This window comes from Mycobacterium sp. IS-1556, assembly GCF_001499985.1.
Classification (GTDB): Bacteria; Actinomycetota; Actinomycetes; order Mycobacteriales; family Mycobacteriaceae; genus Mycobacterium.
This window is the reverse complement of the sequence record NZ_LQIM01000039.1, coordinates 82,393-100,523: the sequence shown is the minus strand read 5'-3', so window position 1 is coordinate 100,523 and position 18,131 is coordinate 82,393. Positions and strand designations below refer to the sequence as shown.

15 protein-coding genes are annotated in these 18,131 nt (G+C 64.7%); 11 read left to right on the top strand and 4 right to left on the bottom strand.

Going from position 1 to position 18,131, the window contains the following annotated elements; translation table 11 throughout:
• Nucleotides 1-68: 68 nt before the first annotated feature.
• Together AU187_RS20480 and AU187_RS20475 are read left to right on the top strand one after the other, a co-directional pair.
• Complete coding sequence (locus tag AU187_RS20480; RefSeq protein WP_059100880.1) at nt 69-1,049, top strand: NAD-dependent epimerase/dehydratase family protein; 981 nt, start codon at nt 69-71, stop codon at nt 1,047-1,049.
• Nucleotides 1,046-1,534, top strand: coding sequence for a nuclear transport factor 2 family protein (locus tag AU187_RS20475; protein WP_059100879.1), 489 nt, complete (start codon nt 1,046-1,048; stop codon nt 1,532-1,534). The genes AU187_RS20480 and AU187_RS20475 overlap by 4 nt, the downstream gene beginning before the upstream one ends.
• A gap of 36 nt (nt 1,535-1,570) precedes the next feature.
• On the opposite strand, the gene AU187_RS20470 is transcribed toward AU187_RS20475, so the two are convergent.
• Nucleotides 1,571-2,266 (bottom strand): TetR/AcrR family transcriptional regulator, encoded by a 696-nt coding sequence (locus tag AU187_RS20470; RefSeq protein ID WP_059100878.1) that lies wholly within the window; start codon nt 2,264-2,266, stop codon nt 1,571-1,573.
• Nucleotides 2,267-2,560: 294 nt separating this feature from the next.
• Between AU187_RS20470 and AU187_RS20465 the strand changes: the two genes are divergently transcribed.
• Genes AU187_RS20465 through AU187_RS20430 form a run of 8 tightly spaced genes read left to right on the top strand, consistent with a single transcriptional unit; the run spans nt 2,561 to nt 12,370 of the window.
• Complete coding sequence (locus AU187_RS20465) at nt 2,561-3,355, top strand: MlaE family ABC transporter permease (RefSeq protein WP_059101127.1); 795 nt, start codon at nt 2,561-2,563, stop codon at nt 3,353-3,355.
• Nucleotide 3,356: 1 nt separating this feature from the next.
• On the top strand, nt 3,357-4,226 hold the full coding sequence (locus AU187_RS20460; protein WP_059100877.1) for an MlaE family ABC transporter permease: 870 nt from the start codon (nt 3,357-3,359) through the stop codon (nt 4,224-4,226).
• Nucleotides 4,227-4,232: 6 nt separating this feature from the next.
• Nucleotides 4,233-5,465, top strand: coding sequence for an MCE family protein (locus AU187_RS20455; protein ID WP_059100876.1), 1,233 nt, complete (start codon nt 4,233-4,235; stop codon nt 5,463-5,465).
• Nucleotides 5,462-6,502 (top strand): virulence factor Mce family protein, encoded by a 1,041-nt coding sequence (locus AU187_RS20450; protein WP_059100875.1) that lies wholly within the window; start codon nt 5,462-5,464, stop codon nt 6,500-6,502. The genes AU187_RS20455 and AU187_RS20450 overlap by 4 nt, the downstream gene beginning before the upstream one ends.
• Complete coding sequence (locus AU187_RS20445; protein ID WP_059100874.1) at nt 6,499-8,052, top strand: virulence factor Mce family protein; 1,554 nt, start codon at nt 6,499-6,501, stop codon at nt 8,050-8,052. Before AU187_RS20450 ends, AU187_RS20445 begins: the two co-directional genes overlap by 4 nt.
• A 2-nt stretch (nt 8,053-8,054) precedes the next feature.
• Complete coding sequence (locus tag AU187_RS20440; protein ID WP_059100873.1) at nt 8,055-9,665, top strand: virulence factor Mce family protein; 1,611 nt, start codon at nt 8,055-8,057, stop codon at nt 9,663-9,665.
• Nucleotides 9,662-10,819, top strand: coding sequence for a virulence factor Mce family protein (locus AU187_RS20435; protein WP_502687782.1), 1,158 nt, complete (start codon nt 9,662-9,664; stop codon nt 10,817-10,819). The genes AU187_RS20440 and AU187_RS20435 overlap by 4 nt, the downstream gene beginning before the upstream one ends.
• Nucleotides 10,820-10,822: 3 nt before the next feature.
• Nucleotides 10,823-12,370 (top strand): MCE family protein, encoded by a 1,548-nt coding sequence (locus AU187_RS20430; protein ID WP_059100871.1) that lies wholly within the window; start codon nt 10,823-10,825, stop codon nt 12,368-12,370.
• A gap of 64 nt (nt 12,371-12,434) precedes the next feature.
• Here AU187_RS20430 and AU187_RS20425 read toward each other — a convergent pair whose 3' ends face one another.
• Both AU187_RS20425 and AU187_RS20420 read right to left on the bottom strand, forming a co-directional pair.
• Entirely contained in the window at nt 12,435-13,259 is an 825-nt protein-coding gene (locus tag AU187_RS20425; protein WP_059100870.1) for an alpha/beta fold hydrolase, read from the bottom strand.
• Between the two features lie 102 nt (nt 13,260-13,361).
• On the bottom strand, nt 13,362-14,507 hold the full coding sequence (locus AU187_RS20420; RefSeq protein ID WP_059100869.1) for a thiolase family protein: 1,146 nt from the start codon (nt 14,505-14,507) through the stop codon (nt 13,362-13,364).
• A 62-nt stretch (nt 14,508-14,569) separates the two neighbouring features.
• On the opposite strand from AU187_RS20420, the gene AU187_RS20415 reads away from it, so the two are divergent.
• Nucleotides 14,570-16,753: a molybdopterin-containing oxidoreductase family protein gene (locus AU187_RS20415; RefSeq protein ID WP_082683942.1), complete on the top strand. Its 2,184-nt coding sequence runs from the start codon at nt 14,570-14,572 to the stop codon at nt 16,751-16,753.
• Between the two features lie 93 nt (nt 16,754-16,846).
• Here the strand turns inward: AU187_RS20415 and AU187_RS20410 are convergent, their stop codons facing one another.
• Nucleotides 16,847-18,061 carry a CaiB/BaiF CoA transferase family protein gene (locus AU187_RS20410; RefSeq protein WP_059100868.1) on the bottom strand — a complete coding sequence of 405 codons (1,215 nt, stop codon included), beginning with the start codon at nt 18,059-18,061 and terminating at the stop codon, nt 16,847-16,849.
• Between the last annotated feature and the right edge of the window lie 70 nt (nt 18,062-18,131).

The following is an 18,131-nucleotide window of genomic DNA, read 5'->3' as shown; positions in this document are numbered from 1 at the left end:
CGAGCCGCCCCGCTCGTGACCCACGGAAGGTGACAACATTGCCGCCCGCCAACCGTCGAGCACTCGTGATGGGCGCCAGCGGCTTCGTCGGCTCCCATGTCACCCGCAAACTCGTCGAGCGCGGCGACGACGTCCGGGTGTACCTGCGCAAGACCAGTTCGACGGTGGCCATCGACGACCTCGATGTCGAACGCCGCTACGGCGATCTCTACGACGACGAGGCGCTGCGCGCGGCGATGTCCGACCGCGACGTCGTCTACTACTGCATCGTGGACACCCGCTTCCACCTGCGCGATCCGGCGCCGTTGTTCGAGACGAACGTCAACTGCCTGCGGCGGGTGCTCGAGGTCGCCGCCGAGACCGACCTTCATCGGTTCGTGTTCTGCAGCACCATCGGCACGATAGCGCTGGGCGACGGTCGCGGCCCGGTCACCGAGGACATGCCGTTCGACTGGGGCGACAAGGGCGGCGCATACATCGAATCACGCTGCCAGGCAGAGGATCTCGTGCTGCGCTACGTGCGCGAGCGCGGACTTCCCGCGGTGGCGATGTGCGTGTCGAACCCGTACGGCCCGGGCGATTGGCAGCCGCATCAGGGGTTGATGGTGCAGTACGCCGCATTCGGCAAGATCCCCGCCTACGTCCGGGGAGTGCACACCGAGGTCGTGGGCATCGAGGATGTCGCGCAGGCATTTCTGCTGGCCGGCGAGAACGGCGCGATAGGCGAGCGGTACATCATCTCGGAGTCATACATGTCGATGCGAGACATGTTGCAGACAGCGGCAACCGAGGTCGGGGCGACGCCGCCGCGATTCGGCGTCCCGCTCGCCCTGGTGTACACCGCGGTCGGAATGGCCACCGCGGCGGGCAGGCTGCTGCGACGCCAGATGCCGATCAACATCACCGGTGTCCGACTGTTGCACATCATGCCGCCGGCGGACCACAGTAAGGCCACAAGAGAACTGGGCTGGCAGCCACGGCCGACCGCCGAGTCGATCAGGCGGGCGGCGCGGTTCTATGTCGAACGCGCGAAAGAGATGGCCAAGTGACCGAAGCCGACCTCGTGGAGATCGAAGCGATCAAACAGTTGAAAGCGCGCTACTGCAGGCTGCTCGACACCAAGCAGTGGGCGGCCTGGCGCACCATCTTCGCCGACGACTTTCACAGCGATACCTCCGAAGCGGGCGGCAAGGTGATCGACGGCGCCGACGAGTTCGTCGCGTTCACCCGTAAGAGCCTGCGCAACCAGGCGACCGTGCACCAGGTGCATGCACCGGAGATCGAGATCACCTCGTCGACGACGGCACGCGGTGTGTGGGCGCTCGAGGACGTCGTGCGATTCGGTCCTGGCATCAACCTGCGCGGGTACGGGCACTACACCGAGACCTACGAGAAGGCCGACGGACGGTGGCGCATCAAGAGCTCGAAGCTGACGCGCTTACGCGAGGACCTCGGCAACGGTCTTGTCGCCGTGTTCATCTCGGATCCGATGCGCCGCGTGATCGGCCGGCTGTCGCGTCGGGTGATGAAGTAGGGCTCAGGACCTCGCGACAAACCTCACCAAGTGTGTTCAAGCTGAACGCGACTTCGCAGGCCTCTGGTGTCCGTTGGCGAGAATGTCGCGCACAGTGGCGACGATTGCACCGTCTGGGTCGGCGAGCCGCGCCAACCGACGACGTGTCACCATCAGCGATCCGAGGGCCAGATCGACGATTTCTGCGCCGATCTGCTCGACCGACTTCGGCCCCTCCGGTCGAAACCAAGTCCACGCCCAATGCACAGAACCAAAGATGAGCAGGCTTCGCGTCCTCGTGTCACCGGGACGGAACTCACCAGATGCAACGCCCGCATCGAGCACGTCGCGCACGAGCTCGGTGTACTCGGCTCGCAGCTTGCGGCCCTCGGAACCCTCGTCTTCCTTCGCGAGCCGAGCGACCTCACGCTGAAACGCCACAGTCGCATCTCGATCGAGTGTCTGAACCAGAATGGCACCGTATAGGAGCCCGGCGAGTTGCTCGGCCGGCGTGGCCAATTCATCGACGATCCGAACCGCCTCGTCGATTCGTCGTCGCATGTAGGAAGAGTGCGAAGTCGCGAAGAGCTGTTCCTTGGTGCCGAAGTGGTGCGCTATCAAACCCCGTGAGATTCCGAGTTCGGTCGCGATGATGGAGAAGCTGGTTCCTTCGTAGCCATCCCGGGCGACGCTGCGCGTGAAGGCGTCCAGAATCTCGGCGGATTTTCCGCGCAATTCCGCATCGTCGCGCATCGGTGTCACGCCGCCTCCTCACCTGATGGGGCAACTATACCACCATACTGACTGTCTGCGCAGTCAGTCGTTGACTGCTCATTCAGCCAGTGCTACGGTGATCGCGATCACAGTAGTCCTCTACGAATACGAAGAGGACTGGAGCAACGTGTATTTGGGATAGGTCGACATGGTCTTACCAGTGTTCGAAGCCGCCGCTGAGGCCGATGATGGGGGCCATGTAGTACGCCCAAACGAAATGTTATATACAGAATTCAGCAAATCAGCATGGGTCGGCGCGACCGAGGGGTGCCGGTGACGACCCCACCAGATTTGAAGGGTTATGTCCGTGAGCAAGCCGGGCCGAGTTTGGAGGCGGTCGGCGGCTTCGCGCAGATGTGTGTGGACACTGCCAAGGCGTTGACTCGGCCGTTTCAATGGCGCGAATTCAAACTGCAGAGCTGGTTCTTGTTTCGGGTCTCGTTCTTGCCCACGGTCGCGGTCGCCATCCCGCTGACCGTGCTGATCATCTTCACGCTCAATATCCTGCTGAGCGAGTTTGGCGCCGCGGATATTTCGGGCGCGGGCGCGGCGCTCGGCGCGGTGACGCAGCTGGGCCCGCTGGTGACGGTGTTAGTGGTTGCCGGCGCGGGCTCCACGGCGATCTGCGCGGACCTCGGTGCCCGCACTATCCGTGAGGAGATCGATGCGCTCGAAGTACTCGGAATCGACCCGATCCACCGGCTAGTGGTGCCACGCGTCGTCGCATCGACATACGTAGCCGCGCTGCTCAACGGCGCGGTGATCACCATCGGGCTCGTCGGTGGTTTTCTCTTCGGCGTATACATCCAAAACGTTTCCGCGGGCGCGTATGTCTCGACGCTGACATTCATCACCGGCTTGCCCGAAGTCGTCATCTCGATCGTCAAAGCCACGTTGTTCGGGATGATCGCCGGTCTCGTCGGCTGTTATCGCGGGCTGACCGTTGGCGGAGGCGCGAAGGGGGTGGGCACCGCGGTGAACGAGACGCTCGTGTTGTGCGTGCTTGCCCTGTTTGCAGTGAACGTGGTCCTCACCGCGATCGGTGTCCGGTTCGGGACCGGAAACTGACATGAGTACCGCGACCGTTCTGCGCGCGCGGTATCCGCGTACTTACCAACACGTTACCGACGCCACGACTGCGTTGCCGCGTGTTCTCGACCGCATCGGCGACGTGACCTTGTTCGTCCTCGCGGCGGTGCGGCAGATCCCGTTCGCCACGCGGCACTACCGCAAGGAGACGCTACGGCTGGTCGCCGAGATGGGCATGGGCACCGGCGCCATGGCGGTGATCGGCGGCACCGTGTCGATCATCGGTTTCGTCACATTGTCAGCCGGTTCGCTGATCGCAATCCAGGGCTTCGCTTCTCTGGGCAACATCGGCGTAGAGGCTTTCACCGGATTCTTCGCTGCATTGGCCAACGTGCGAATCGTCGCGCCCGTTACGACCGGTATGGCGCTCGCATCAACGGTCGGTGCCGGTGCCACCGCCGAGCTTGGCGCGATGCGCATCAGCGAGGAGATCGACGCATTGGAAGTGATGGGCATCAAATCGATCTCATTCTTGGTGGCCACCCGGATCAGCGCCGGGACCATTGTCATCATTCCGCTCTACACGATCGCAATCATCTTGTCGTTCCTCGCCGCCCGGCTCGTCACCACCCTCTTTTACGGACAGTCCGTTGGAACTTATGAGCATTACTTCACGACCTTCCTGCGGCCCGACGACATCGTCTGGTCATTCTCCATCACGATCCTCATCGCACTGTGCGTCCTGCTGAACCATTGCTATTTCGGCTTCAACGCCAGCGGCGGGCCGGTGGGTGTCGGCGAGGCGGTGGGCAAGTCGATGCGCGCATCCCTGATTTTGATCGTGGTGATCGTGCTGGTGGCCTCGTTGGCGCTGTACGGCACCGACCCCAACTTCAACCTCACGGTGTGACTCGCGATGACCACGCCCCTTCCCGTGTCCCAAGTCAAGGAGAACAAGTTCCCCAAACCTCGCAGGAAACTGGCCGCGCTTTTCGCGCTGATCCTGCTCTCAGCGGTTTTTACATTGGCGTACATGCAGTTCCGCGGCGATCTGACGGCTAAGACGACGCTGACGATGTTGGCCGAACGCGCGGGTCTGGTGATGGACCCCGGCTCGAAGGTCACCTACAACGGGGTGGCGATCGGCCGCGTGCAAGCCGTCGATGGGGTGGAACACGATGGCCGCCCGATGGCGAAGATCACCCTGACCGTGGAGCCGAAATACGTGCCCACGATTCCGGCGAACGTCCTCGCCGACATCACGGCAAGCACCGTATTCGGCAACAAATACGTGACCTTCACAACTCCGAAAGACCCTTCTCCGCAATCGATCAAACCGACCGACGTGATCGATGTAACCTCGGTGACCACCGAATTCAACACGCTCTTCGAGACGATCACGTCGATCGCCGAGAAGGTAGATCCGGTCAAGTTGAACATGACGCTATCGGCCGCGGCCGAGGCGTTGACCGGATTGGGTGACAGATTCGGCGCCTCAATTGTCGACGGCAACGCCATTCTCGACGACGTCAATCCGCAGATGCCGCAGCTTCGCCACGACGTCCGGCAACTGGCGAATCTCGCCGACATCTACGCCGACGCGTCACCGGATCTCTGGGAGGCTCTGGACAATGCCGTGACCACGGCGCACACATTCAACGCGCAACGCGACAACATCGATGCAGCGTTGTTGGCGGCGATCGGCTTCGGTAACACCGGCGCCGACATCTTCGAACGGGGTGGGCCGTACCTGCAGCGCGGGATCGCCGATCTGGTGCCCACCGCCGAGCTGCTCGATGAACACAGCCCCGCCCTGTATTGCACCATCCGCAACTTTCACGATCTCCAACCCAAAGTGGCAAAGATACTGGGCGGCAACGGATATTCCGGCAACGCGAACGCCCTGATACTGGGTGCCGCGAACCCATACATCTATCCCGACAACCTCCCGCGGGTAAACGCCGAGGGTGGGCCCGGCGGCAAACCGGGTTGCTGGCAGAAGATCACCCGCGAACTGTGGCCGGCCCCGTGGCTGGTCACAGACACCGGCTTCAACATGGCCCCCTACAACCATTTCGAAATCGGCCAGCCGATGCTCACCGAGTACGTCTGGGGCCGCCAATTCGGGGAGAACACGATCAACCCATGAAAACCACGGGTCTCAACATCAAGCTCGCCGCGCTGTCGGTGGTGCTGCTGATACTCACGATCAGCATCGTCGTGGTGTTCGGCCAACTGCGCTTCGACCGAACCAACAGCTATTCCGCGGTGTTCAGCACCGCGAGCGGCTTGCGCGCGGGCCAGTTCGTCCGCGCATCCGGCGTCGAGGTCGGCAAGGTCAAGAAGATCGAGTTGGTGGACGGTGGGCGACGCGTGCAGGTGCACTTCACAGTGAGCCGGTCGTTACCGCTGTATCAGTCGACCACCGCTTCGATTCGCTACCAAGACCTGATCGGCAACCGCTACGTGGAACTCAAGCGCGGGGCGGGCGAGGGCGCGGCGCAAGTCCTGCCGCCGGGCGGCGTCATTCCACTGTCTCGCACCCAGCCGGCCCTCGACCTCGACGCGCTCATCGGTGGTTTCAAGCCGCTTTTCCGGGCACTGAACCCGGAGAAGGTCAACACCATCGCCCAGTCCATCATCACCGTGTTCCAGGGCCAGGGCGGCACCATCAACGACATTCTCGACCAGACCGCGCAGCTGACCGCCCACATCGCCGAGCGTGACAAGGCCATCGGTGCGGTGGTCGACAATCTGAACGCCGTGCTGGACACCACGGTTCGGCAGCTACCGGAGTTCGACCAGACCATCGACAACCTCGAAGTGCTGATCACCGGCCTGAAGGACAAGGGCGATCCGCTCGCCGAGCGAACCGCAGACATCAGCAACGCTGCGGGGACTTTGGCCGACCTGCTCGCCGACAACCGCCCCTTGCTGCACGACACCGTGCAACGCCTCGACGTCATCGCCACTCCGCTCGTCGATCAACAGGCGCAGCTCGACGATCTTCTCCGAAAGGTGCCGGATGCATTCGAGATGATCGGCCGCGCTGGAGGCATCTACGGCGACTTCTTCAACCTGTACCTATGTGATATCGGCCTGAAGTTGAACGGACTGCAGCCCGGCGGGCCGGTTCGCACGGTCAAGCTCCTGTCCCAGCCGACGGGTCGGTGTACGCCGCAATGAGATCACTACAGCGTTCCAACCGAATTCGCGTCGGACTCATGTTCATTGCGATCACCGCGTTGGTGATCGGCGTCGGTCAGACCTTCACCAGCGTGCCGATGCTCTTCGCCCGCCCCTCCTACTATGCGGAGTTCGCGAACTCGGGTGGAGTCTTCCCGGGCGACAAAGTGCGCATCGCGGGCACCGACGTCGGCATCGTGGAGGGCGTCGCGATTGACGGCGACCATGTCGCAGTGAAGTTCTCGATCGGCACCAACACCATTGGCGCCGAGAGCCGACTGGCCATTCGCACCGACACCATCCTGGGCAAAAAAGTGCTCGAGATCGAGCCGCGGGGCGATCGGCCCCTGAGGCCCGGCGAAACGCTGCCACTGGGCCAAAGCACTACCCCGTACCAGATCTATGACGCGTTCTTCGATGTCACCGAGGCCGCCGCTGGCTGGGATATCGACACCGTCAAGCAGTCACTCAACGTGCTATCGGAAACCGTCGACCAGACCTACCCCCACCTGAGTGCCGCCCTCGACGGGGTGGCCGAGTTCTCCGACACCATCGGCAAGCGCGACGAGCAGATTACTCATTTGCTGGCGCAGGCACACAAGGCGGCCGACGTACTGGGGAACCGCGCCGAAGAGTTCGACCGGTTGCTGGTCAACGCGCAGGGCCTACTTGCCGCGTTCAACAAGCGTGGTGACGCAATCGACGCACTCCTGGAACGGGTTTCGGCCTTCTCGAAGCAACTGCAGGGCTTGATCGACGACAACCCGAACCTCAACCACGTACTCGAACAGGTACGCACGCTCACCGACGTGCTGGTGGAACGCAAGGACGACTTGGGCAGGGTGCTTGTCACGCTTGCCAAGTACACCGCCGCGTTGAACGAGGGCCTGGCGTCGGGGCCGTATTTCAAGGTGATGATCGCAAACTTGCTGCCCTACCAGATTCTGCAACCGTTCGTCGATGCCGCATTCAAGAAGCGCGGTATCGATCCTGAGAACTTCTGGCGCGGAGCGGGTCTGCCGGCATTCCGATGGCCCGACCCGAACGGGATGCGCTTCCCCAACGGCGCGCCGCCGCCGGCGCCGCCGGTGTTGGAGGGCACACCCGAGAACCCGGGGCCGGCCGTCCCGCCGGGCTCGCCCTGCTCGTACACCCCGCCGGCCGACGGGACACCCACTATGGCCAATCCACTTCCGTGCGCACATCTCGACCAGAGCCAGGGTCCCCTCGGACCGTTCGCCGGCTTCGGACCCCCGAACGTCGTTACGTCGCAACCCAACCCGAGCGGGCCCGGATACCAACCCGGCATTCCCATCGCCGGTGTCCCGGGAGAAACACCGCCACAAGTGCAGGGCGTGCCGGTACCGCTGCCGCCGGCGCCGCGGGGAGCGCGTACGGAACCCCTTGGCCCCGTATCGCAACCATTCCCTCCGCCTGCGATGCCACCCGGGCCAGTGACAGGACCGCCACCGCCCGCGGGACCCGGCCCGCAGGTTCCGGCCGCCCCACCGCCGGGCGTGCCGTGGCCAACGGACATTGGAGGTCACTGACGATGTCGACGATCTTCAACATTCGAAACCTCAAGCTGCCGCAGGTGTCTCGCACGGCAGTGACGCTCGGCGTCGTCGTGGTTGTATTGGCGCTCGTTGGCGTCGTGGCCGGCCGGGAGGTGTACCAGAAGTTGACGACCAACACCGTGGTGGCTTACTTCACCGAGGCCAACGCCCTCTACGCCGGCGACAAGGTCCAAATCATGGGTGTGCGCGTGGGTTCGATCGACAAGATCGAGCCCGCGGGCGACAGGATGAAGGTGACCTTCCACTACAGCAACAAGTACAAGGTCCCCGCAGACGCTTCCGTGGCGATCGTCAACCCCAGCCTGGTGGCGTCGCGGGTCATCGAGTTGACGCCGCCCTATCGCGGCGGCCCGGTGCTGGCCGACAACGCGGTGATTCCCCTCGAACGCACCCAGGTGCCGGTGGAATGGGACAACCTACGCGATCGGATCGCCAACACCCTCGACAAACTCGGCCCGACGCCCGATCAGCCCAAGGGCCCGTTCGGCGATGTCATCGAATCGCTCGCCGACGGGCTGGCCGGCAAGGGCAACCAGATCAACACCACCTTGACCAGCCTGTCGGACGCGCTGACCGCGCTCAACAAGGGTCGTGGCGACTTTTTCGCGGTGCTGCGCAGCCTGGCGCTCTTCGTCAACGCGATGCATCAAAACCACGAACGGTTCACGCAACTCAACACCGATTTGGCACAGTTCACCACCTTGTTCACCAACACCGGTCAGGAACTCGCCGACGCGACGCAACAGTTCGACAGCTTGATCGCCGCGGCGCGCAAATTCTTCGACGACAACGCCGAGGTGCTGACCCACGACGTCAACAATCTCGAGCAGGTGACCACCGCTGTGGTGCAACCCGACCGCCTCGACGGCCTGGAAACGGCGCTGCACATCTTTCCGACGATGGCCGCCAACTTCCAGAACATCTACCAGCCTGCACACGGCGGGGTGGTCGGTCTGCCCGCACTCCTGAACTTCGCAAACCCCTTGCAGTTGATCTGCAGCGCGATTCAAGCCGGCAGCCGGCTCGGTTATCAAGAGTCAGCTGAGCTGTGCGCTCAGTACTTGGCCCCCATCCTCGACGCGATCAAGTTCAACTATCCGCCGTTCGGCGTGAATCTGGTCAGCACGGCCGCCGCGTTGCCCAAGCACATCGCCTACTCCGAGGAGCGGCTGCGGCCCCCGCCGGGCTACAAAGACACCACCGTGCCCGGAATCTTCTCCCCGGATACACCGTTCTCGCACGGGAACCACGAGCCGGGCTGGGTGGTGGCGCCGGGAATGCAGGGCGTGGAGGTGTCACCGTTCACCCGGAACATGCTGACTCCGGAGTCGTTGGCGGAGCTCTTAGGTGGACCCGATATCGCACCCCCGCCGCCCGGACAGAACATGGCGGGGCCACCTAATGCCTACAACGAATCCAGCCCGTTGCCCCCGCCGTGGTACCCCCAGCCCGGGCCACCACCGGGCCCTGCGCCAGGAGTAGTCCCTGGCCCGGTACCGGGCGGTTCGCCGCCGGCAGGGCCTCCTGCGCCACCGCCGGGACCTCTCGCCGCCGAGGCGTCCGCACCCGCAGGACCGGGCCAATGAGCGCCACGGGGAGTTCGATGCGTCACCGCGTATGGCAGGCGCTGGCGCTGCTGACGGCCGCCGCCGTGCTGACATCGTGCGCGAACTGGCGTGGCATCGCGAATGTGCCGCTGCCCGGCGGCCCGGGCACTGGCGCCGATTCCTACACCGTCTACGTGCAGATGCCAGACACACTGGCGCTCAACGCCAACAGCCGGGTACGGGTGGCCGACGTCTTCGTCGGCACCGTGCGATCCATCGAACTGAAAAACTGGGTCGCCGTCTTGACCGTCGGTATCCAAAAGGGCGTTCGGCTACCGAAGAATGCCACCGCCAGCATCGGCCAGACCAGCCTGCTCGGCTCGCAACACGTCGAGTTGGCCGCGCCGGCCAACCCGTCACCGGAGCCGCTGACGGACGGCGACACCATCCCGTTGCAAAACTCTTCGGCCTACCCGACGACCGAGCGCACACTGGCCAGTGTGGCCACCGTGCTACGCGGCGGGGGCATCCCCAATCTTGAAGTGATACAGAACGAGATCTACAACATGCTGAGCGGCCGAGCCGAGGAGATTCGGGAATTCCTCGGCAAGCTGGCCACATTCACAGCGGAGCTGAACGCGCAACGCGACGACATCACCCACGCCATCGATTCCATCGACCGGCTGCTGACGTATGTGGCCGAGCGCTCCGACACCCTGGATCGTGTACTAACCGAGTTCCCGCCCCTGATCAAGCATTTCGCCGACACGCAGAACCAGTTCACCGACGCGATCGATGCTGTCGGACGACTCAGCGCGGTCACCGACCGAACCCTGTCGGCGGCGCAAGCCAATCTGCACACTGACCTGCAGGCCCTTCAACGTCCACTGCGCGAACTGGGCCGCGCCTCACCCCTGCTGCTGCAAGCGCTGAAGCTGATGCTGACCGCGCCGTTCGACATCGACGCGGTGCCAAAGGCGGTCCGCGGCGACTACATCAACCTGTCGGGAAATATCGACCTGACGCTGAGCGCCATCGACAACGGCATCCTCACCGGAACCGGACTCTCGGGCATGCTGCGCGCGCTCGAACAGTCATGGGGACGCGACCCGGCAACGATGCTCCCGGACGTCCGCTTCACCCCCAACCCGAACAACGTCCCCGGCGGACCGTTGGTGGAACGGAGTGAATGAGCCGTGCTGACGCCCCAGATCAAGCGCCAACTGGTCGTCTTCGCTGTCCTGACGGTGATAGGGGTGATCGTGCTCGGCTGGTACTACATGCACATTCCTCGCCTAGCCGGTGTCGGGCAGTACGAGCTCAAGGCCGAACTCCCCTCCTCGGGCGGCTTGTATGCGACGGCCAATGTCACTTCGCGTGGCGTCACCATCGGCAAGGTCACAAACATCGAACCGACCCGCCGGGGCGCCATCGCCACGATGAGCATCGGCGATCAGTACAAGATCCCGATCGACGCCACGGCCAACGTGCACTCGGTGTCCGCGGTCGGCGAGCAGTACATCGATCTGGTATCGGAGAACAGTCCTGACCAATACTTCGCGCCCGGCCAGACCATCACCAAGTCCACAGTGCCGGCCGCGATCGGGCCCGCACTGGACGCCGCCAACCGTGGGTTGGCGGCGCTGCCCGAGGACAAGATCGCCTCGCTGCTCGACGAGACGTCCCAGGCTGTCGGCGGGCTGGGGCCGGCGCTGCAACGCCTCGTCGACTCCACTCAAGCGACCGTCGGTGATTTCAAAGCGAACATCGACGCCGTCAACGACATCATCGCGCATTCGGGCCCCATACTCGACAGCCAGGTCAACTCCGCCGACTCCATCGAACGCTGGGCCGCCCGGTCGAACATCCTGGCCCGCCAGGCCGCAGAGACGGACCAAAACCTCGACAGCATCCTGTCAAACGCGGCACCGCTCGCCGATCAGCTCAATGCGGTGTTCGCCGGCGTCGGCGAATCGCTTCCGCAGACACTGGCCAATCTCGCGATCGTGCTCGACATGCTCAAGCGCTACCACGCCAACGCCGAACAGTTGCTGGTGCTGCTTCCTCAGCTCACGTCGATCGCGCAGACGGCAACCGCATCTGGAGAGGACATCGTGCTGGATTTCGCGTTCAGCATCAACCAGCCGCCGCCGTGCTTCACCGGGTTCCTGCCGGCCTCGGAATGGCGCGCAACCGCCGACACCAGTAAGGCGCCGTTACCGGCGGGCATGTACTGCAAAATCCCAAAGGACACCGCCGCCAACGTGGTTCGCGGATCGCGCAACATCCCCTGTGTCGACGTCCCCGGCAAGCGCGCCGCGACTCCCCGGGAGTGCCGCAGCGACGAGCCTTACGTCCCGCTGGGCACCAACCCGTGGTACGGGGATCCCAATCAGATCTTGAGCTGCCCGGCGCCGGCCGCGCGCTGCGATCACCCGGTGGAGCCCGGCAGGGTGATCCCCGCGCCGTCGGTGAACACCGGCCTGAACCCGCTGCCCGCCGATCTGTTGCCCGGCACGCCACCGCCAGTCAGCGATCCGCTGTCGCCGCCGGGTTCGGGAACCGTCCAGTGCAGCGGGCAACAGCCCAACCCGTGCGACTACACCCCGAACACTCCTCCCGCGGCGACGTACAACCCGTCCAGCGGAGAAGTCGTCGCCCCCAACGGAGTCAAGTACGGAGTCGAACATTCGACGCACACCGGAGATGACGGATGGAAGCACATGCTGGCGCCGGCCGGATGAGTTCAAATGATCGGCCCGACAACAGGATTGGTCCCGGCTGTCGCGCCGGGTGATGAAGTATGGCTCAGGACCGGATGAACTCCAGCAGGTCGGCGTTGATGATGTCGGCGTGCGTGGTCGGCATGCCGTGCGGAAATCCCTGGTAGGTCTTCAACGTGCCGTTCGACAGCAGTTCGGCCGAGCGCGGCCCCGCGGCGACGTACGGCACGATCTGGTCGTCCTCGCTGTGCATGACCAGTACGGGAATGGTGATCTTCTTGAGGTCCTCGGTGAAGTCCGTCTGCGAGAACGCGACGATGCCGTCGTAGTGCGCCTTGGCGCCGCCCATCATGCCCTGGCGCCACCAGTTCTCGATGACTGCTTCGGACGCCTCGACACCGGGGCGGTTGAATCCGTAGAACGGCCCGGACGGTAGCGCGCGGTAGAACTCCGAGCGGTTGGCGGCCAATTGCGCCTGCAGGTCGTCGAACACGTCCTTCGGCAGTCCGTCGGGATTGGCCTCGGTCTTGACCATCAGCGGCGGCACCGCGCTGATGAGCGCGGCCTTGGCAGCTCGACTCTCACCGTGCCGCGCCAGGTAATGCGCGACCTCCCCGCCGCCGGTCGAATGCCCGACATGGATCGCGTCGCGCAGGTCGAGGTGTTCGACGACCGCGGCGAGATCGTCTACGTAATGGTCCATGTCGTGACCGTCGGCGACCTGCGACGACCTGCCGTGGCCACGACGGTCATGGGCGACGACACGGTATCCGTGCTGCAGGAAGAACAGCATCTGGGTGTCCCAGTCGTCGGCCGACAACGGCCAGCCGTGGCTGAACACGATGGGCTGTCCCGAACCCCAGTCCTTGAAGAAGATGTCGACGCCGTCGCTCGTGGTGATGGTGGGCATGGTCTACAGCATGCCCGCCAAGGGTCGTTGCGTCGAGTGTGGAGTTGTTTCACGCATACCGCGATGAGACGTGTCAAAACCCGCCCTGGCGAGCAGTGGGCGTCACCTCGTCAGGATCGTCGCGGCGGCGGTGCCCGGCGCGCCATACAGTTGGGAGAAGCCGACTTTCGGTTCCCCGGGAACCTGGCGGTCGCCCGCCTCGCCGCGTAGTTGGCGGACCAGTTCGTGGATCTGCCGAAGGCCGGACGCGCCGATCGGCTCGCCGTTGGCGATCAGACCGCCGTCGGTGTTGACCGGCAGAGAACCGGTGATCTCGGTGGCGCCGTCGGCCAACAGCTTCTCCTGCTCGCCGTCGGCGCAGAAGCCGCATTCGGCCATGTGGATGATCTCGGCCCCGGCGTCGGTGTCCTGCAACTGGATGACATCGACGTCTTCGGGTGCCACTCCGGCCTTTTCGAACGCAGCTTTGGCGGCGTAGACCGTCGGCGCGACGTCCTCCTCGACGGGCGCGAACGTGGTGTTCACCTCGTAGGCGCCGTACTTGCGGGTGCGGACCTCGACCGCCCGCAGGTGCACCGGCTTGGACGTGTACCGCTCGGCGATGTCGGCGCGGCACATGACCACCGCTGCCGCGCCCTCGTCGGGAGCGCAGAACATGTACTGGGTGAGTGGATAGTTCAGCATCGTGGAGTTGAGGATCTGGTCCTCGGGGATGGGCTTGCGGCGGAACGCGTTCGGATTCAACGCGCCGTTGCGGAAGTTCTTGGCCGCGACCTTGGCCAGGGTCTGCTGGCTGATGCCGTGCTCGTGCAGGTAGCGATTGGCCTTCATGCCGAAGAACTGGGTGGTCAGGTACTGGCCGTTCTCGGCGTACCACCGCGGCATGCCGACGAGGGCGGGGTCTTCGGTGAACGCGCCGCGCGGATGTTTGTCCAGACCGATCGCGATGCCGATGTCATAGTCGCCCAGCCGGATTCCGTCGGCGCACGCTTTGGCGGCGCTCGCCGCCGTCGCGCAGGCGTTGAACACGTTGGTGAACGGGATACCGGACAGCCCCACCATGCCGACGATCGCGTCGGGGTTGGCGACGGTCCAGCTGCCGCCGGTGGCGAACTGGATGTCCTTCCATTCCACGCCGGCGTCGGCGACCGCGGCGAAGATCGCGTCGACGCCCATCTCCATCGCGGATTTGCCTTCGAAGCGGCCGAACGGATGCAGTCCGACACCGATGATCGCGACGTCATTCATTCTGCGCATTCCTCCTGAGCCGGGCCTATGCGAACTGTAATGCTTACAGTATCGTAATCGGCGTGGCCACGGTCATCGAGCACAAGCCGACGTTCTGCCGGATCTGCGAACCGCTGTGCGGAATGATCGCGACGGTCGAGGACGGCCGTCTGGTGGCACTGCGGCCGGACAAGGAGCACCCGCTGTCGGCCGGCTTCGCCTGCCAGAAGGGCATTGCGTTCACCGAGGTCGTCAACGATCCCGATCGGGTGACGAGGCCGCTGCGCCGAGGGCCGACCGGCTTCGAAGAGGTGGGCTGGGACGAGGCGATGGCCGATATCGCTGGGCGACTCTCGGACATCCTTCGCCGCCACGGCTCGGGTGCGGTCGGCTGGTACATGGGCAATCCCGGCGCGTTCAGTTATGCGCACACGTTCGCGGCGCTGCTGTTCATGAAGGGCCTCGGCCGTCACGGCCACTACTTCACCGCATCGTCGCAGGACACCAACAGCAGGCTCATCGCGAGCCAGTTGCTCTACGGCGTGCCGACGTCCGTGCCGATCCCGGACCTGACCCGAACCGATCTGCTGGTCATGATGGGCGCCAATCCGGTTGTGTCACATGGCAGTTTCCTCACCGCACCGCGGATCAAGGACCGCATGCACGACATCGTCAAGCGCGGCGGGCGCGTGGTGATCGTCGACCCGCGGCGCAGCGAGACCGCTGTGGCGTTCGAATGGCTCGGCATCGTCCCGGACACCGACTCGTTGTTGTTGCTCTCGCTGCTGCACGTGATGTTCGCCGACGGCATGGTCGACATCCCCGCCGTGAAACGGAAGGCCGACGGCGTGGACTGGCTGCACGAGATGTGCCGGCCCTTCACTCCGGAGTCGACGGCAACCCGGACCGGGATCGACGCGGGCAGCGTGCGGGCCCTGGCGCGCGACCTGGTGGACACTCCGCGTGCGGCCGTTTACGGCAGGCTCGGCACCTGTGTAGGTAGCCACGGCACGCTGACCACCTATCTGATCGATGCCGTGAACCTGGTGGCGGGCAACCTCGATGTGCCGGGTGGTTCGGTGTTCAGCTCCATGCACACCGTCGGTCAGAAGTGGCAGAACGTCGCGATGGGTGCGGTCATGCGGCGGTCGTACAGGCGGAAGCGCTCGCGGATCAGCGGGGTCCCCAGCGCGATCGGGTCCGAGCCCGCGGCGCTGATGGCCAAGGAGATCACCACTCCAGGTAACCGCAGAATCCGGGCGATGTTCGTCTCGGCCGGAAACCCCGTGCTGTCGGTGCCCAACGGCGAGGAACTCGAGGCGGCGTTCGGTGACCTCGAGTTGTCGGTCGCGCTCGACTTCTACGTCACCGAGACGAGCGCCCAATGCGACTACATCCTGCCCGCCACGACGATGTACGAGCGCGACGACTTCCCGTACACGTTTCAAGGGTTTCAGGCCACGCCGTTCCGCCAAGCGACGGAAGCGGTCCTCGCACCGGTGGGCGAGGCGCGCGGGGAGTGGGACATCGTCGAGGACCTGGCCCGGCGGCTGGCTCGTCGAGTGCCCGCTTTCGCGGCGTTCACGGGTGTGCGAAAGCTCGGGCGTCTCATCGGGTTCGAGGCTTCGCCACGGGCAATGATCGACGCGCTGGTGCGAATGTCGGAGGGCGGCGACAGGTTCGGCCTGCGCCGTGGCGGTCTGACACTGCGACGGCTGACCGAGGAGCATCCGCACGGCGTCGTGCTCTCACCGCACATCCGCACGGGTGTACTGCGCGATGCCGTCGGCTACCTGTCGCGTCGGATGCGGTTGGCCCACCCCGGAATTGCCGACGAACTGGCCAAGCTGTCGCAGCGCGCGCTGCCCGACGGCTACCCACTGCGGATGATCGGTTTGCGCGAGCCACGCTCGGAGAACTCGTGGATGCACAACTCACCGCTGCTGATGCGAGGTGATCGTCGCCAGCATGCGCTGATGCATGTCGACGACGCGGCCGAGCAGCACATCGCGGACGGCGACGAGGTGAGCATCAGGTCGCCGTACGGCGCCATCACCGTGCCGGTGCTGACGACGAAGGATCTCGTGTCCGGCGTCGTCGCGGTGCCACACGGCTGGGGCCACAAGGGAACTGGAAGCTGGCGGCTGGCCAATCGAGCCGGTGGCGCCAACGTGAACCGGTTGACGTCCAGCGACCCGGCAGATGTGGAACCGCTGTCGGGCATGGCGTGGTTGACCGGAGTGCCCGTACGGGTGGAGCGGGTGTAGCTCCGTCGCGAGCGACCGCGAAATGTACATCTGCGGCGGCGTGTCAGCGGGCAAACACGGTCGTCCCCGACTGCGTGTGGGCCCTCGCGATAATCAGGCGATTGCGCCGGAGTCCTTGAGTGCTTCGATGCGGTCCCAGTCCATCCCGATGTCCATCAGGACCAGTTCGGTGTGCTCGCTGGCCTGCGGGGCTCGCGTCGTCTCCAGCGGCTCGTGATTGAACTGCACCGGCCCGCGAACCACCTTGAACGGCTCACCGCCGTCGGCCGCGTCGACCTCGACGACCATGTCGTTGGCCAGCGCCTGCTCGTCGCTGCCGAGGTCGAGCAGGCTTTGGAACGGCGCCCACTGGCCCTTCATCGTCTTCAGATGCTCGCGCCAGTAGTCGAACGGCTTGCTGCGGATCGACGCGGCGATGAGTTCGGCTGCGGCGGAGGCATTCTCGATCAACGGCATGACGTCGCAGAAGCGCGGATCGTCGGCCAGTTCCGGCAGCCCGAGGTGGATGAAAGCGTCGCGGATGTAGCCGGTCGGGCTGACGATGCACAGGTTGATGGTGCCGCCGTCGGAGGTCAGATAGTTCGCCATGAACGGGTTGACGCTCGGCCCGGTCGCGTCGGGCATCAGCGAACGCATCGTCTCGCCGGTCTCCATGCCCTGTGTCACGCTGGCGCCGGCTGCCCACCATGCGGTGCTCAGCAGCGATACGTCGAGTTCGACGGCCTCGCCGGTGCGCGCCCGATGGAACAGTGCGGCCGAGATCCCGCCCGCGATGTTCATGCCGCCGATCGAGTCGCCGAACGCCGGAATACCCTGCGACAGCGCCCCGCCGATCTCCTCCGGCGTCAGGGCGTGGCCTACTCCGCTTCGGGTCCAGAACGCGGTGCCGTCAAAGCCGCCGACGTCACGCTCGGGGCCCTTGTCGCCGTATGCGCTGCCGCGCGCGTAGATGATCTCCGGATTCGCGGCGCGAATGTGCTCGACGTCGAACTTGTTCTTCTGTCGCTGCGCCGGAAGGTAGTTCGTGAGGAAGACGTCGGCGGTCTTGGCGATCTCGTAGAGAACCTCCTGGCCCTCCGGTTTCGACACGTCGATGCCGACACTGCGCTTGCCACGGTTCGGGTGCTCGATCAGCGGGTGCCGGTCGGGGTCGAGTTGGAAGCCGCCCATGTTGATGAAGCCGCGTTGGGTGTCGCCGCGCACCGGGTGCTCGACCTTGATGACGTCGGCGCCCCAATCGGCGAGGATGGCCCCCGCCGCCGGAACGAACGTGAACTGTGCGACCTCGAGGACGCGCACGCCCTCCATGACCCTGACCAAATCGGCTCCCTTGTACTCGTCACCCGGCTGTTGTAATAGCTTACTGTAAGCTTTACAG